The organism is Lichenicoccus sp. (assembly GCF_965277665.1).
In the GTDB taxonomy this organism is placed as follows: domain Bacteria; phylum Pseudomonadota; class Alphaproteobacteria; order Acetobacterales; family Acetobacteraceae; genus Lichenicoccus.
The window spans coordinates 3,292,933-3,307,203 of sequence record NZ_OZ255835.1 but is presented as its reverse complement, the minus strand read 5'-3'; the positions used below and the strand labels follow the sequence as shown (position 1 = coordinate 3,307,203).

Annotated in this window: 17 protein-coding genes, 1 tRNA gene and 1 pseudogene; 10 read left to right on the top strand and 9 right to left on the bottom strand. The window is 61.6% G+C overall.

Features of this window, described 5'->3' with window-relative positions:
* Positions 1 to 77: 77 nt before the first annotated feature.
* A complete protein-coding gene (locus ACQY4O_RS15465) occupies positions 78 to 680 on the bottom strand; it encodes a hypothetical protein (RefSeq protein ID WP_428377241.1) in 603 nt (200 codons plus the stop codon).
* An 85-nt stretch (positions 681 to 765) separates the two neighbouring features.
* Here ACQY4O_RS15465 and ACQY4O_RS15460 point away from each other — a divergent pair.
* From ACQY4O_RS15460 to ACQY4O_RS15445, 4 genes are all read left to right on the top strand, one after another.
* A tRNA-Thr gene (locus ACQY4O_RS15460) sits at positions 766 to 838 on the top strand.
* Between the two features lie 95 nt (positions 839 to 933).
* A complete protein-coding gene (locus ACQY4O_RS15455) occupies positions 934 to 1,956 on the top strand; it encodes a site-specific integrase (protein WP_428377240.1) in 1,023 nt (340 codons plus the stop codon).
* Positions 1,956 to 2,471, top strand: a complete 516-nt coding sequence (locus ACQY4O_RS15450) for a tyrosine-type recombinase/integrase (RefSeq protein WP_428378215.1) — start codon at positions 1,956 to 1,958, stop codon at positions 2,469 to 2,471. The genes ACQY4O_RS15455 and ACQY4O_RS15450 overlap by 1 nt, the downstream gene beginning before the upstream one ends.
* A 330-nt stretch (positions 2,472 to 2,801) precedes the next feature.
* Positions 2,802 to 3,329, top strand: coding sequence for a hypothetical protein (locus tag ACQY4O_RS15445; RefSeq protein ID WP_428377239.1), 528 nt, complete (start codon positions 2,802 to 2,804; stop codon positions 3,327 to 3,329).
* Between the two features lie 138 nt (positions 3,330 to 3,467).
* Here ACQY4O_RS15445 and ACQY4O_RS15440 read toward each other — a convergent pair whose 3' ends face one another.
* The 4 genes and pseudogenes from ACQY4O_RS15440 to ACQY4O_RS15425 form a co-directional block, all read right to left on the bottom strand.
* Positions 3,468 to 4,262, bottom strand: coding sequence for a hypothetical protein (locus tag ACQY4O_RS15440; RefSeq protein WP_428377238.1), 795 nt, complete (start codon positions 4,260 to 4,262; stop codon positions 3,468 to 3,470).
* Positions 4,263 to 5,366: 1,104 nt separating this feature from the next.
* A pseudogene (locus tag ACQY4O_RS15435) lies at positions 5,367 to 5,938 on the bottom strand (recombinase family protein).
* A gap of 536 nt (positions 5,939 to 6,474) precedes the next feature.
* A complete protein-coding gene (locus ACQY4O_RS15430) occupies positions 6,475 to 7,071 on the bottom strand; it encodes a hypothetical protein (protein ID WP_428377237.1) in 597 nt (198 codons plus the stop codon).
* Positions 7,072 to 7,081: 10 nt separating this feature from the next.
* The gene (locus tag ACQY4O_RS15425; protein WP_428377236.1) at positions 7,082 to 8,002 is read right to left on the bottom strand and encodes a restriction endonuclease; all 921 of its coding nucleotides are present in this window, start codon (positions 8,000 to 8,002) and stop codon (positions 7,082 to 7,084) included.
* 483 nt (positions 8,003 to 8,485) lie between these two features.
* Here ACQY4O_RS15425 and ACQY4O_RS15420 point away from each other — a divergent pair, with 483 nt between their 5' ends.
* Together ACQY4O_RS15420 and ACQY4O_RS15415 are read left to right on the top strand one after the other, a co-directional pair.
* Positions 8,486 to 9,061, top strand: a complete 576-nt coding sequence (locus ACQY4O_RS15420) for a hypothetical protein (RefSeq protein ID WP_428377235.1) — start codon at positions 8,486 to 8,488, stop codon at positions 9,059 to 9,061.
* 349 nt (positions 9,062 to 9,410) lie between these two features.
* Positions 9,411 to 9,641: a hypothetical protein gene (locus ACQY4O_RS15415; RefSeq protein WP_428377234.1), complete on the top strand. Its 231-nt coding sequence runs from the start codon at positions 9,411 to 9,413 to the stop codon at positions 9,639 to 9,641.
* A 47-nt stretch (positions 9,642 to 9,688) separates the two neighbouring features.
* Here the strand turns inward: ACQY4O_RS15415 and ACQY4O_RS15410 are convergent, their stop codons facing one another.
* On the bottom strand, positions 9,689 to 10,231 hold the full coding sequence (locus ACQY4O_RS15410; protein WP_428377233.1) for a cupin domain-containing protein: 543 nt from the start codon (positions 10,229 to 10,231) through the stop codon (positions 9,689 to 9,691).
* 380 nt (positions 10,232 to 10,611) lie between these two features.
* On the opposite strand from ACQY4O_RS15410, the gene ACQY4O_RS15405 reads away from it, so the two are divergent.
* Entirely contained in the window at positions 10,612 to 10,959 is a 348-nt protein-coding gene (locus tag ACQY4O_RS15405) for an NMCC_0638 family (lipo)protein (protein WP_428377232.1), read from the top strand.
* Between the two features lie 828 nt (positions 10,960 to 11,787).
* A complete protein-coding gene (locus ACQY4O_RS15400) occupies positions 11,788 to 12,099 on the top strand; it encodes a hypothetical protein (RefSeq protein ID WP_428377231.1) in 312 nt (103 codons plus the stop codon).
* 117 nt (positions 12,100 to 12,216) lie between these two features.
* Here the strand turns inward: ACQY4O_RS15400 and ACQY4O_RS15395 are convergent, their stop codons facing one another.
* Positions 12,217 to 12,588 (bottom strand): hypothetical protein, encoded by a 372-nt coding sequence (locus tag ACQY4O_RS15395; RefSeq protein ID WP_428377230.1) that lies wholly within the window; start codon positions 12,586 to 12,588, stop codon positions 12,217 to 12,219.
* A gap of 454 nt (positions 12,589 to 13,042) precedes the next feature.
* On the opposite strand from ACQY4O_RS15395, the gene ACQY4O_RS15390 reads away from it, so the two are divergent.
* Entirely contained in the window at positions 13,043 to 13,312 is a 270-nt protein-coding gene (locus ACQY4O_RS15390; protein WP_428377229.1) for a hypothetical protein, read from the top strand.
* Positions 13,309 to 13,533 (top strand): helix-turn-helix domain-containing protein, encoded by a 225-nt coding sequence (locus ACQY4O_RS15385; RefSeq protein WP_428377228.1) that lies wholly within the window; start codon positions 13,309 to 13,311, stop codon positions 13,531 to 13,533. The genes ACQY4O_RS15390 and ACQY4O_RS15385 overlap by 4 nt, the downstream gene beginning before the upstream one ends.
* A gap of 60 nt (positions 13,534 to 13,593) precedes the next feature.
* Here ACQY4O_RS15385 and ACQY4O_RS15380 read toward each other — a convergent pair whose 3' ends face one another.
* Complete coding sequence (locus tag ACQY4O_RS15380; protein ID WP_428377227.1) at positions 13,594 to 13,779, bottom strand: hypothetical protein; 186 nt, start codon at positions 13,777 to 13,779, stop codon at positions 13,594 to 13,596.
* 170 nt (positions 13,780 to 13,949) lie between these two features.
* Positions 13,950 to 14,156, bottom strand: a complete 207-nt coding sequence (locus ACQY4O_RS15375; RefSeq protein ID WP_428377226.1) for a hypothetical protein — start codon at positions 14,154 to 14,156, stop codon at positions 13,950 to 13,952.
* Positions 14,157 to 14,271: the final 115 nt, after the last annotated feature.

Genomic DNA, 14,271 nt, shown 5'->3' with positions numbered 1-14,271 from the left:
CCGCCAGGGCCTACCGGATCCGGCCGACACCGTCGCCGCTGGCATCGCTCCCCGTCGGCCGAAGGCGTTGCCGTGTTTCAGGTTGGATGGACCCGCGCCCCCCGCAGGAGGGGTTGCCAGGCGCCCGCGGGTGCCCGCGGACCGGCCGGGCAGCGCCGCAGGTCGAATGCGATGATCAGCCGCCGGGTCTGCCGGCGCAGGGCGTCGCGTTCGGCGAGCGTGCGGCGGGTGCCGGCGGCCCTGGCGTTGGCCGGCAGTCCGGTGAAGAGCGCGATGCGCTGCGCCGCTGCGACATCGGGCAGTTCAGACAGGGCGGCGAAGGTCAGCGGCAGGGTGAGCTGTTGGGTCTGGCCGCGCACCAGCGAACTCGAAATGCCGAATGGCGGGCCGCCGGTGATCGAGGGTCCGAGCGCGAACCCGCCGCTCGCGGTGAATGTGCCGGTCAGGTTGATGGTGATGTCGTGTGTCAGGATGGGCAATTCAGGGTTGGCGGCCTGTGCCTTGCACTGGGCGGCCCGCGCCGCTTCGGCGAAGCGGATCGGCCCGGCACCCACGACACTGACGGCGCCCGCCGCCTGCAGCTGGTTCTGCAGCTCATCCAAGGCCACGGCAATCGTAACCGGCCGGGACTGCGAGGCGCAGCCGGTCAGCAGCACCCCGACCAGCACCAGACGCCGCATGCTCCGCTCCCCTTGGTCAGTGACGGTCCGGCGCGGTGACCAGTTGGCGGATACAATCCGGCCCGGCATAATGTGGGTCAAGGCCGCCGGGTTAGCACAGCTGGTAGTGCACCTGATTTGTAATCAGGGGGTCGGGGGTTCGAATCCCTCACCCGGCATCAACCTCTGCTAGCCCCTTGAGGTGGCTGGAAACGGTGGTTTTCCTGGACTTCTGAGGCTTCCGTGGGCACACAGCGCGGGCACACAGAAGCTAATGGCGACGATCCACGTGAGCGACCCCTGGAAGGACCCGCGAACCGGTGTCCTCTACTTCCGCAAGCGCATCCCAGCACGGTTCAAGGCGGTGTCCGGGCTGGCCGGCGACACGATCAAGATCAGCCTCAAGACCTCGGACCGGCGGGCGATTGCACAGCCCTGGGCCGAAGCGTTGACTAGGTGGGCGGAACTGGAAGCCGAGTGGACGCGCAAGCTCACGGTCGTGACGCTCACCCACGCGCAGGGTGCCGACATCGCCGCGAAGTGGGCAGCGTGCATCGCCGGCGGCGCACCGCTTCACCGCGACGGCGAGAACAGCGACGTCTTCGATCTGGTGGATTTGCCCGAGGAGCGGACGGAAGAGAACATCGCCCGGATGTGGGACCGGGTCGAATATCATGCGGACGAGGCGCTGCGGCTGGTCGGAGTCGAGACAACGCCGGAAAGCCGGTCTTCATTCGTCGGCGGGATGCTGGACGTGGTCCGGTGCGCCTACCTGGACGCTGATCTGAAGGCGCTGGGAATGCGCGGAAATCGTGCCGTGGAGCCTCTACAGGCCGCGCGGGACGCTCTGCCGCCGGTTGCCGATGTGCCCACGCAGCAATCGTCAACGGCCGCGAGAGTGCCCTTGCTAGGCCTGTTCGACGCTTGGAAGGCGAGCGCGGTCGTGAAGCCTCGGACAATGAGCGACACCCGCTACATCCTAGATGCCCTGATCAAACACCTTGGACACAACGACGCGGCCTCTGTCAGCAGGGACGACATCGCACAGTGGCGCGACGCGCTGAAGGCGTGCGGCTTGAGTAACAACACCTGGAACAATCGTCTCTCGCTTGTCCGTCAAGTTTTCGAGTGGGGGTTCCGCGAAAGTAGGCTTCCCGCCAACGTTGCAGACGCCAACCTACGGCTGAAGAAGAGCAAGACCGCTACCCGGCTGCCCTACACCGATGCCGACACCGTCCGCATCCTCCAGGCCTCTCGGCTCGAAGCGCGGGAGTCCCTGCGCTGGGCCCCTGGGTGATGGCTTTCTCGGGGATGCGGATTGGCGAGGTCCTACAGCTATCGGGGTCGGACATCCGCAGCGATGACGGGGTCTGGTTCATTGCGGTGCATGAGGACGACGCCGACAAGATCGTGAAGAGCGGACAGCGCCGCAACGTTCCGATCCACTCGGCCCTGATCCGCGAGGGCTTCCTGACCTATGCCCACTCCCTGCCGGACCCGTCAGCGCCGCTGTTCCCAGACAAGGGCCTGGACGCCCACGGCAACCGAGGCGGACGGGGCTGGAACGTGACCGGAAAGTGGATCAGGGACACGATCGGGATTGATGACGAGCGCAAAGCACCGAACCACAGCTTTCGGCATCGCTGGGAAGACGAGATGCGTGCAGCGGAGGTTCCTGAAGACGCTAGAGACGCCGTCGTGGGCCACGCGAGAAAGACTACAGGGAGGCTCTACGGCATCCGAGGCGAGGCGCTGAAGAGGCTTCAGAGAGCGGTGGAACAGGTCAAACCGCCTGCTGGGCTATTCGCTTGATTAGTGAGCCGCTGCTGAAAGGTCTGCCAGCCGCCCCAGTCTTCCCCGTCACGATGCTCGCATCGGCGTTGCTCAAGGTCAAGACTTGGCCCGAGTCCGCTCCCGTGGTCGGGTGCTAAATTAGCGGAGGCAGGTTTGGCTGGAAGCTGTACTGAGAGCCTTAGCAGGTTGACTACGATCATAGCTACCGTGGCCCCGGTAGTCTCTTCTATAGCCGCCGCGCTCATCACGGCCTCAGTCGCAGGGAGGTCGTCGAAGCAGGCAAAACTTGAACGTAGGCGTCAGGCCGCAGCTTACGCCGTGCGTCTCCATTGGTTGCTGGAGCAAGTCGTGTCAGCAGCCCATCATCAACGGGAGGCTGCCATCTACTGGAAGGGCCACTGTGGATCGGGAGCGATATCGGAACGCATCGGGTTCGACAGCATAGACCTACCGGACGAACTCGATCCCACGAGGTGGAGAGACCACGCTCTGCTTGACACAGATGTGTATCAGGCAATTAACGATTTTGGAGCGGCGACCGCAAACTTGGGAGGCTTTTACCTCCGGAAGGCAAACGAGGAGCTTGAGTTCGACCCTCATCCGCTCCTCTTCTTCAGGGTTGAAGGCGAGGCTTCCGACCCGGTCGGAGCACAGGGCAGACTGGAACAGCGAACTGACGAGCTTAGGCGCCTTCTCGACGCAGCCGATCAGCTGTCTGACCTCCTTCAGCGGTATAGAGGAACACTCAGGTTGCCTCGGCGGATCGGTTGGGAAGCCCGAGCAAGAGCGCTGAGCGGAACGCCGCCGCCAACACCGCCGAATTGGATGAGCCGGAAAGCGTCTTCAGCAAAAGCGTGGCTGCGGCGCCGAGTTTGAGGCACTTTGCTTCTCAGCCGCTATACCGCTCTTGATGACCCTCACACATCCCCGTAGAAGCCCGTAGAGGCCGTCTGGAGGCCTTCCGGCTACCCTGTACCTGCAGGGTTGCGAGGCAGCTGTGCGGGCTTCTACGAGTCACTGCGGCATACCCTTCACTTTAATCCTCGGCGTCTCACCAAGCAGGCTCTCAAACGAGCTGATGAGTGCTCGTGCGGCCGCGTCTATGTGACACTGGGGCACCAGAACGGCATCGTGCAGGGGCAACGCCGCAACACCTTGCGTCATCAACGCCTCAAGCGTGCCAGCCATCACTGTTGACTCGAAACCTGTCAGCCATTGGCCCAATACCCAACCTTCACGACCGATCGGAGCCAACTGCCGAATATCGTCTGGGAGAAGGGCAATCGGTTCACCGAGCATGGGATAGGCTGAGAGCGCAGCGGATCGGGCGTCTCGCAATGCCACCCGCCGCACAGCGTCGTCCGTATCTCTCGCCCATTGCCGCATCGGTCGCCCGCTGTTCAGGCTCTGGTTTAAGAACGCCTTCGCCGCCTCGCGGGGCTGCTGGGCGAGCGCGCCAGCCTGGTAGGGGTCGAACGGGATTGGTCGTCCAGCCACCGACAGGAAGACTGAGAGCAAGGCGGCTGAGAGAGCGACTTCTGCAACCGGCTGCCCGTCGATCCGCATAAACTGCCTGGCCTCCTTCCGGCGGCTATGGAACGTCTCCCCTCCCACCGCAACAAACCTTCCCCCAAGACGCAGGTCCGCAAAGAAGCGCCGCCGCAACACTGGGGGGACACAGCCCGTCACCTCGAACGAAGCAAGATGAGCGTTGAAACATTCAATCTGCTGTCTCGTGAAGGTGACCTGCTCGTGCTGTTCCGGTGGGAACTCACAGGGCGTTCGAAGCTCGCTCTCTGCAGCAGGCACCTCTACGCACTCAACAAGGCCTTCAGGCGGTAGCTTTGGGCGCCTTGAACGGGCTTCTGCGGTCAGGTGCCAATGTTCGTCAAAGGCACCGGCTCCTAGTCCGCACCTCGATGCCAGTGCCAGCAGCGAAGGCCGTGCCGCCAACAATGTAGCCCTGCCGCCTATTACGCCGTTGTCGAAGAACGAAACACCCAGGCGAGACTCGACGTGGCCCAGGCTGACCAGTGCATCGATACGAGCTCAGAATGCTTTGTGACTGACTTCGAGGTCATCTGGCCAAGCACGCCCCTTGCCACGAGCGGCCCGAACAGCTCCGTTCTGAAGAAGGCCCGCAAGGATCGAGCCAGTCATTCGACGATGAGTGGCGCGTCCGGCGGGTCCCCACGGGCGCTTCCTGCTCAACAGAGGTTCGGTCAGCTCGGAAATGGCTTCGCAAAAGACGTGTGCTGCGTCAGTCGCCGGCTCTCGGATGAGGGAAATGAACTCAACCCGTTCCCGCAGAACAGCGTCATTGCTCAAGGGAGATGATAGGGCGGTGAGCACTCGAAACGCTCCTAGAATGAAAAGACCCTACTACGGGAAGCGGAGCCGAACATAGTTATTAAAGGGAGATGAACGTGAAGCTCCCTCACCAGCACTTTCATAGCCATAGCGTGAAGGTTCACCCTTTCCTGTCTCCGAGAATTGTCTTCTTCACGAGGCTCCAGTCGAAGGACGTGGATAAATCACACTTACGGGTAGTGAATAGCCCCGTTTGCTCCTGCTAGTAACGGCTCAAACCTGAGGTCCGGGGAGGACCTGCCGTGGAGTCAGGCTATAAACAAGTGGCGTCATGCCAATGCTGTGCTTACGGATCAGCAAAGTTATCAACCGGCTTCGTTTGAGACCTCCCTTTACCAATGCACTGTCACGCGATGGGGGCCACAGGACGCCGCTGGAGCCTCACAGAATGCCCCGGAGAGGCTTGCTTCCCCAGAGCTTAGAAGGTCCGCGTCAGGGAGCTACGGAGGCCCTGAGCAGGCAAAACAGCCCCTAGAGGGCAATCCGTGTCACTTTTGAAGCCGCTTCAAAGCAGCGTAAGAATACGGCGGACATGCGAACCGACTACTTCCCTACGCCCTCAGCGATCTCGATAATCCTGTAGACGCTTGCGCGCCCGATGCTCAGCCGCCTCGCGATCTCGGTTGCCCCTACGGCTTGACGATGCAGGTCGAGGACCGCTTCCGGTGCGATGCTGGCCTTCCGGCCTTTGTAGACACCAGCCGCTTTCGCCGCCGCGATGCCCTCAAGCTGCCGCTCCTTCCGAAGCGACGTTTCGAACTCTGCGAACACCCCCAACATATCGAGGAACGCCTTCCCGGCGGCTGTGGAGGTATCGACGGGCTGCTCGATTGCCTTCAGCGACGCTCCTTTGGCCTTCAACTCATGCACAATGTCCTGCAAATCTCTCACGGAGCGGGCAAGCCGGTCTATCCGAGTGACAACTAATATAAGGCATCCCCAGGCCGCAGGAAGTCCATGAGAGACTGCAGCTCCGTTCGCCCGTCTCGCTTCGTCCCGCTCATCTTCTCAGCGCGAATGACTGTGCAGCCCGCCGCCTTGAGCGCTGCCTGTTGAAGGCTGAGGTCCCGGGAGCCGCTGGAGACGCGGGCATAGCCGTAGAGGTGTTGGGACATAGGTCAGTGCCTCGTTAGGGTCTAGACCAAGACTGTATGATGCCTCGTAACTCGTTCTGGAAACGTAATAAGACATCCTGTCCGCTGTTTCACTGTCTCATCCTATCGCCTCGGTAGAGTATACGTTAGCGAGACACAGGCAGCAGCAGCGAACCAAACAGCCGCGACCACTCGGGACCGCCGCCTACTCTTTCGACACCTTCACCTGTGATCGACTTGCATCTCATTGCGTCTCGCTTCTCTCGCGTGAGAACTCGCCGCTGCTGTCGCCGACGGGGTAGGGGTCTTGTGAGCCTTGGCTTCAAATAGTCGGCCTCAGTTGTTGTTGTTGTTGAATATCGCAGCCCTCGCTCTGTCTGCGACGTGCTCTGGCTGGAGAAGAGTAGCCAAGAGGGCCGGCGGAGTTCTCTCCGGTCCACGCATAGGCCTCTCGACAGACCAGCGCGGCGGATGGTCGTCCGTCCGTAGCCGCGGACTACCTACAGGTCCATAGGGGCAGACACGCGACAGGGCCAATCTGTTGAATACGATCAACCTCAAAACTGCATCCGGCTCCGCGCCCCCTCTATTCTCTTCCCGTCAAGCACTTGGAGATGATAGTCGAGCGCTTTTCCTCGACCTGGCTCATTTGTTCCAGAAACGGCTGTGCGACCACGTCCAACTTCCAGCTGAGCGAGTGAGACGAAGTGCTTCAAGCAATCTTCGGCCACTAGCCGCATCCGCAATCTCTCATCTGATCCTGCGCCGTTCCATAAAACCGCGATCTGATGCGCCATCACAATCTGATCCAGTATTCGCGGACGGAAGCCCTGATACGCCCCAATCTTCTCCCGGCCGTAGTCGTTGTCGGTCCTATTTTTGAAAAGCAGTCTACCTTGCTCCACAAGAACGGAAGTGGAGAAAATAACCTGCTCAAGCTTAATGTGGCGCCTTTCCGGCGGCAGGTTGGCTTCATCTAGGTAGCACAGTAGGCATAACGTTTGTAGATCTTTGATGACATCTTTGGACCACTCGAGAACATCTTCTCTGCGGAGAGCTGACTCTCGAGTCCTGAGCCAGCTTGAGTAAAAACCGATCAACAGGCCAATACATGGCACAAGAGCAGAGACGATTGCTGTGTAGGTTGCTATCACGGTCTCAATCCTACTCGACCTCCACATCTTCGAAATAATCCAAGTCGATCTTCTTAATGTCGACGCTCAAGGCAATCCTCGTCCCGACGTTGAACCGAACCATCAGCTTGGTAAGCGCTCCGCCATCAATAAGAACCACGCGCACCGAACCTGAGCGGTTCGCCGCACCCATGGCGGATTTTGTGAAAGTGGATGTTGTGATGAACACGCCCTTCTGAGCGCCCTTCCCGATCAAGGCCCCGATAAAAGCTTGAACGGTTTCGCCTGGGACGGTGTTACCGGGGCGATAACGCTTAGCCTGAAGGTAAATTTGATCGAGACCTAGTTGATCCTCTCGGATCACACCGTCAACGCCGCCATCCCCTGTGCCTCCCAGCTGCTCGCCGGCATCAAGTCTGGAGCCGCCGTAACCCATCGCGAGGAGGAGATCGATGATCAGCTTTTCGAAGAAGGCCGGAGATGCTTCGAGTATCCTAGCCAGAAGTGCATCGCGTAGCGCCTCATCAATGGCAACTGAAGCCGCCGCAATTTGTTCCTCCGGAGTACTCGAGGGCGCGGGGACTGTAGGTCCGAGAGTCGGCGTGATCGGCTCCGCCCCACCTTCGCCTACAACTTTGGCGCGCCCGAGGAAGGCGCGAAACTCGGCGAACTGCTGGAGAAGTGCGGGATCGATGCGCCCCGGTTTTCTACTCAGGACTTCTCGGCCTCTCTCCGAGATTTGGACAACGCCCCTCTTTGGTTGCTCTAGCAGCCCAGCCTGCTTCAGGTAGGTCTTGGCCCAGTGGACACGGCTTGCGATGACACTTGTTCCTCCGCTTGGTATCTGCTGGCTCCGCTCCTCTGAGGTCAGATTCAAGTCGTCAGCGATCCGCGACACCAGGTCTCGCATGATCCACGTCTTCTCGCCGCAGCGGCGAAGCACCGGAAGCATGAGGAGGTCATAGGTAGGAATAGGCACATTGCCTCCAGATAGCTAAGGGCGCCTCCCGAACGGGTTGAAAGGCAGTCGGTAACGTCTCCGAGAGCATATTAGGCAATCCGCCAGCTCCTTTTCCCGAGGTGAGCCTCACTCCGCCTCGCCAACACCGAGAAGTCTAGCCTTCAGCTTCATGGGTAAGAAGGTAGTTGGATAAGGCTACAGCGAACCCTCGACTGCCTCTGCCGCCCGCTGGCGCGAGGGCTTCTCCCGGGCCTGTTAGCCAGAGAGCTGCCCGATCAGGCCGTGGGGGGCTCTCGCCGTCACCTAGGGCACTCAACAGACCTTCGAAGATGCGAATGTGGGTGTAGGAGGGCAGAAGTGCGGAGTAGTGGGCCTTTCGCGAGGCGCGTTCGTTTCTGAGCCGGCAAACGAGCAGGCGTCCTTGTCATCTGCCGATTCGCAAGGGTAACTGGCTCGGGGGATTCAGAGCTTAAAATGACTTACCAACAGGTGATTAAGAACCGGCGCAATTACGTGCTCCTGGTTGGTGCGGCGTCACTGATTGGTTTGCCGACACTAGCGCTGACAATCCTGAAGGTAACCTTCGTCCACGAACAACAACTGGCTCAATACAATCCACATCTCGATCCGATCCTAGGCGTCCTGAGGCTCATTTTCGGGGTGATCCCAGCGTTACTTCCGGTTTGGCCATGGCTGTCGGATGGACTTGGCTTCGGGTGGCCCTACGGCTTGTTTCTGGCTCCGACCGCGCTTGTAGCATGGGTGCTAGCGTTTCTGGCCGGTCACTCGGTCAACACGGTCAAGAGGTTGACTAGGAGGCTGACGGAGGTGCGAGAACTAGTGGATAAAGAGGAAATGGCTGCCTCACGGCGCCCGGCATCAACAAGACAGTCTGTCGAGGGCGTGACGTCAGGGCGCGATACAGTCATAAACCTGACCAGCCACTACAATCATCGTCCGGACAGCCCGAAGACTACCCTCTCCGTCGCGATGATAGGCGCATTCGGGGCGGTTGCTGCTGCTGTTATAGGCCTACTGCACCGTTCCTAGAATTGGATTTCCCAGCGCTTAGAGGAAGGACCGAAGCCTTCGGTTGCTGATAGAACCTAGCACCCACACGATGCCATTTCTTGTAGCGACGACTGCTTCCGCGCTAGCTGATTTCGTTCTTGCGCGGGCACCCTTCATGGGCACACATTGCGTCACCCGCCGGCTTTGTAAGTGCCGGAAAACCGCCATTCTAGATGTGTGCCCGTCGTTTCCCTCACCCGGCACCAATCAAATCAATGAGTTAAGGCGAAACCGGGTTGGTATAACATCGATCAGCCTTTGTCGCGGACTCATTGCGGACTCATTTGGTCGGCGGCGTCGGCTGCAACCTCGCGCTCTGAGGCGACGTGTGCATGACCACGACGAGCGGGGCGAGGAAATCAGGAATGCGGGCGACGGCGGCACGGCGGGGCTGGTGGCGCCGGCCCTGTACCGGAAATCCGGTGATTTGAACGACATCACGCTCGGCAACAACAACGGCTTCGAGGCTGGTCCCGGCTGGGATCCGGTGACGGGGCTGGGCTCGCCCAAGGGGGATGCGATCGCAGCGACCCTGTCGGAGGCGTCAGTGCGTTCCTGACGCGCCCGAGCCGGACCCCACCCCAGGGCCAACCCCGCGCGCCCCGATCAGACGGGTGCGTCGCGGCCGCGCGTCAGAAGCGGCGTGGGTTGTGGCTGCCCCTCGTAATAATCGGCCTCGCGCAGGAATCCATGCCGGCCGAGGGCGTCGATCACGAGCGCGCCGCTGTCGGGATAGGTGCAGACCTCCCCGGGCGGCTCGGCGCCGATCGCGAGATAGACCAGGTCGCCCGTGCCGTCCGGGGTCGCGGGGTTGGCGATCTGATGGGCGATCCCGGTGTCGGCCGGACAGGAAATGCAGTCTCCGGGGCGGATCTCGTGCACGCGATCGCCGTAGCGGAACAGACCTTGCCCTTCGAGCACGACGAAGATCTCGTCGGCCATAAGGTGCGTGTGTGCCGGGCACGCGCTGTGGCCCGGGGGCACCCTTCTCGCGTTCATGCCGAGACGGCCCACCCCGAAACGCCCCAGCCCCGCATCCTTCATCGCAGGCGTCAACTCGCGCTGGAAATGCGTCCAGGCGGCGGGCACTTCGGCCGCGATTTCCGGCGCCGTGTGCATGTTGACGATCGTAGGCGCCTTCTCGGTCATGTCGTCCTCTTGTATCCGCGCAGACAAGCGCGGGCCGATCTTCCCACATGCGCGCCGCGATCACCACGTCGTGCCGGGGGGCGAGCGCGCAGACCGGATCGGAGTTTCCGGTACGACCGGCACCATGTGGCGCTCGAAATGCGGCGGGATGGAGGTGTCGGAGGCGCGGCGTCTGTACTGGCAGTAGCACTCGCAACGGTATCGCCTGCGCATGCCGAGAGACTTGCTGTTCGAGATGTCGGCGACCTGTTTTCGCAGGCTTGTATTGCCAATCTCGGTGGCCGGGAGGCGGTGGAAGCCTGGGCACGGGACGAGAACCTGACGCGGATGACCAACCAGACGGGTCTTAACCTCTTCACCGCGGATCCGGACGGGGAGGCGTGGCAGATGGTGACCCCGACAATCGCTACGTTGTCGCCATCCGCAAGCCGCCGGGACCCCTGTCCCGACCATCGTTCCCACCGTCAGGCTGCGCTGTCTATGCGGAGCGCGCCGACCCCGCCGCCTCCGCGCGCGAGTTCTCGGTGATCGTCGCGGGGCTGCCAGCGCCGCTTGGCAAGGGTCACGTGCTGGGCGACCAGACGAAGGCCGGCCCCTATGGCATCAGGACGCTACGGCTAGGTGACGGGCGCGACGACAAGACGATCAGGTCAATGATGATGGCAATAACGGACGAGCAGGCCGGCGGCACATATCAGGTTACCATGCAGTTGAACCGACTTCGCTAGAAGCTCTCGCGCATGCTAGCCAAGGAAAGCATAGGAACCCATCGCGGTTCTCACCACCGCCCCCGGCCGGGCAGCCATCCGCGATCTCATATCGCGGAGGCTGGGTTGGCGGATTGACGGTAATGGCGCAGAGCCAACGGAAGATGCTTATCGTGAACATGGAGCCGTCTCTTCGCCGCGAGTCAGTTTAGCTGGACTGGAGCGCTGAGAATATGCGCAGCGGACGAACGTGGTGCCAGGAAGCAAATCGAGCTGCGCCCGTGGCAAGCAGGTCCACGCAAACAGCTATGAGTACGGCTCCAATGGCAGATCGTTTTGACATACGCACTCGGGTAGCAAGTGGAACTGCCCGTGCTCCTCGACCGATCCTCAAGACCCAGGATATGTAGTAGCTCGCCGCCACGGCGATCGAGACCAGGACGACAGCCCGAACGATATCAACTGCGACATAGTGTAGGTGAGCCAGGAATACCGCGGACAAGAGGGTATCGAAAGCCAAGATGAGCACGGCAAGCACGAAGCCGAACCACTTCAGTATATTCCGCAGCATGTCCCGTGAGCCCCGTTGCTCTGACGCAATGGCATACAACAGGTTGACGGGCACAAGCTACTTGCTCGACGGTCGATTGCCGGATGCCTGATCGTTGTGACGGAGCGGCTCAACGCCCCGATGATGTCAGCGGGCGCGCCGGCCGGCAGGCGGTGCCGTGCTTCGCCCCATGAACTCGGACAAGAGCGGGCAGCATATCCCGCGCACCTCATAGGGGCGACGCTCATCCCGTCGCCAGCGGTCGCCTGCTCTGACCGGCGCTGCATCCGGCGAATAGGATGCTATACGGCTTCCATGTCACCATCCAGCCGAACGAGATGACGCGGCGCCCGCGCCGGAAGCTGTACGTGTGCCCCACGTGCGCGACCAAGGCCCTCGCCGGATACCGGGCCATCCTGGTCTGCGGCGCTTGCAGCCAGCCGATGCACCGCAAGGACACACCTCCAGCAGAGCCGACGCCACCGGTCGAGCGGCCGGAGGGCAGCGACAACGAGACCGACCGGCTCATGAATGCGATCGCGGTCCTCGCCGCTGCATCTGACCGGGCAGCCGTGCGGGACCTGCTATGGGAAGCCGGACTCGCCGACTAATCGACCGGCATGGACCCTCAAGCGGTTGCGGGCTTCGATCAATCGCAACCCTGATCTTGTAGACGGCCAACATCCATTGGTAGATCGGGTAAAGGCACAGGCCGGAGACCGCAAATTCTAATCCTCATGGATATAGAGCAGCTTGAGAGACTTGTGTTCAAGCGATCTGAACGAGACTTCAGGAGGTGATCTGCGCTCTATAAAAAACTGACGAAAAGCCTCGAACGTCGGCGCTGCCGTCCCGATAGCTGCCATCTTGATGTGGGTGAGGATCGTGACGTTCGGCCGGAGAATATCGCTTTTAATCGAGCGGGCTCCGGAAGCTTCTCGGATACGCCGGTTCGGTAGCAGTCCAGGTGCTTGCGAGCGTGAACGCGACACGACAATACGCTGGGACCAAGCGAAGCTCCCGCAAGCGACGCCAGCCAGCCATACGGCTGTCACCAAGACGATCTCGACACTATCCCACCACTCGACGGGCACACTCAAGCCAGGGCCCCTACTCCTAGGCCCATTCCGTTATCGAAACGCCCCGGCATTGTCCAGGAGCGGTTCCCACGGGCTCAATCATTGCGTCCACCGCGATGACGCCGGCCGGCAAGTGGTCCCGGCGCGATCGGCGGCAGGACCTCGGCAAACGCTCACCAGATGCGGAGCCGGTGCGCTAGGCTGCCGTGATGAGCAATCCCAGGCCCTCATGGCAGCGGCAACTGCTTTCTGCCTCAGCCGCCCTCGTCGCGTTTATCATCGCATTCTGCTGTCTGATGACACTCGTGGACTCGGCTTGTATCCGGTACGTCAACTGGAAGTGGGGCGACGATTCCGGCATGGGAGATGCTGTGGTCTGGATCTTCTTTGCTGCATCCCCTGTGGCGATACCCATTGCTGGGATCATCTCTGCCATAGCTGCAACCATCACCTATCGGGCTGTCGTTCGACGGTGTTGAACGAAGGCAGCCCTTGCTGCGGCCAATGCGCGTGGTGTGAGGCTGGATTCAACATCTCCGAAGACAAGGCCCTCGCCGAAGTGATCGAAGTGATCAGCGGGCAGGACGCACCTGACTTCGACCTGTCCGTCACCATGGCAGACGGCTGGTGCACGGTCTCGACTACAGCACTCGACACCGGCACCCGTGCGATCGGCGAGGGGCCAGATTTCGGAGCGGCGTGGTTCGACCAGAAACCCACTTGGGCGCAGGAGAACCGGCCATGATCACCGGCCCGCAGATCCGTGCAGCCCGTGCCTTCCTGAACTGGAAGCAGAGTCGGCTCGCCGATCAGACCGGCCTGCCGCCGCAGGCGATCAGTGCCAGCGAGCGCGGCATCGTCCCGCCTGCGACGGACCTGCATCTACTCCAGCGGGCGCTGGAGCGGGCCGGCATTGTCTTCATTGATGATGTAGGTGTCGGCATCGCAGGAGCGGCAGGAAGGTAGGGACCATGCTTAAGGGCATCGACCAGCACGAAGCGATTTTCGGGCCGGACGGCGCCCTCATCATCCCGGCAACGTAGAGTCTCGACAGGCGCCGAGATGCGCTCTGGCCGCCGTGCCGACCATGTAGCCGGTAGTGCCAAACAAAACCGCGCCGAACATCGCTAGCCCGATGATGGCCCAAAGGAACCCCGCCGGCAGAATGGGCGTCGGGGCGGCCGGGCTGGTAGTCTCGACGCTGCTGGTCATGGCTGGCGCCTAAGATCGAGAGTGTAGCGCAACCGCGCGGCGGCCCTAGTCCGGCGGTGACGCTCCCTGCCGGCGACCGGGCACCCGGCTTCTGGTCGAGCAGACCGACGACGGTGTTCTGCTGACCGAGATCGAGGCGTCGGGCGACGTGGAGGGGTGAAGCCGGCCGACTAGGGGTTGGCGCGCAACCAGATGATCGCGTCGAGGGCCAGGACGCCGGCCGCGAACAGCATGGTGATCCGAACCAGCGTGCGCTGATGGCGCATGACAAACGGCAGCCGCTCAACTGTGCGGAATTGGTTATCGACTGCCGCATGGTCGAGGGCGGCGCGGCTCGCGGCGATCGAGGCCTGACTGCGTGGTTCGGGATCGGTCATCGTGGCGGGATGGTCTATCGTTCTGGCCTTGGTGGCAAGTCGATCCGGCACCACCAGAATTGGATCAATCGGGCTTGCACGGGCACACAGTTTGGGCAGACAACCTCGCATCGGC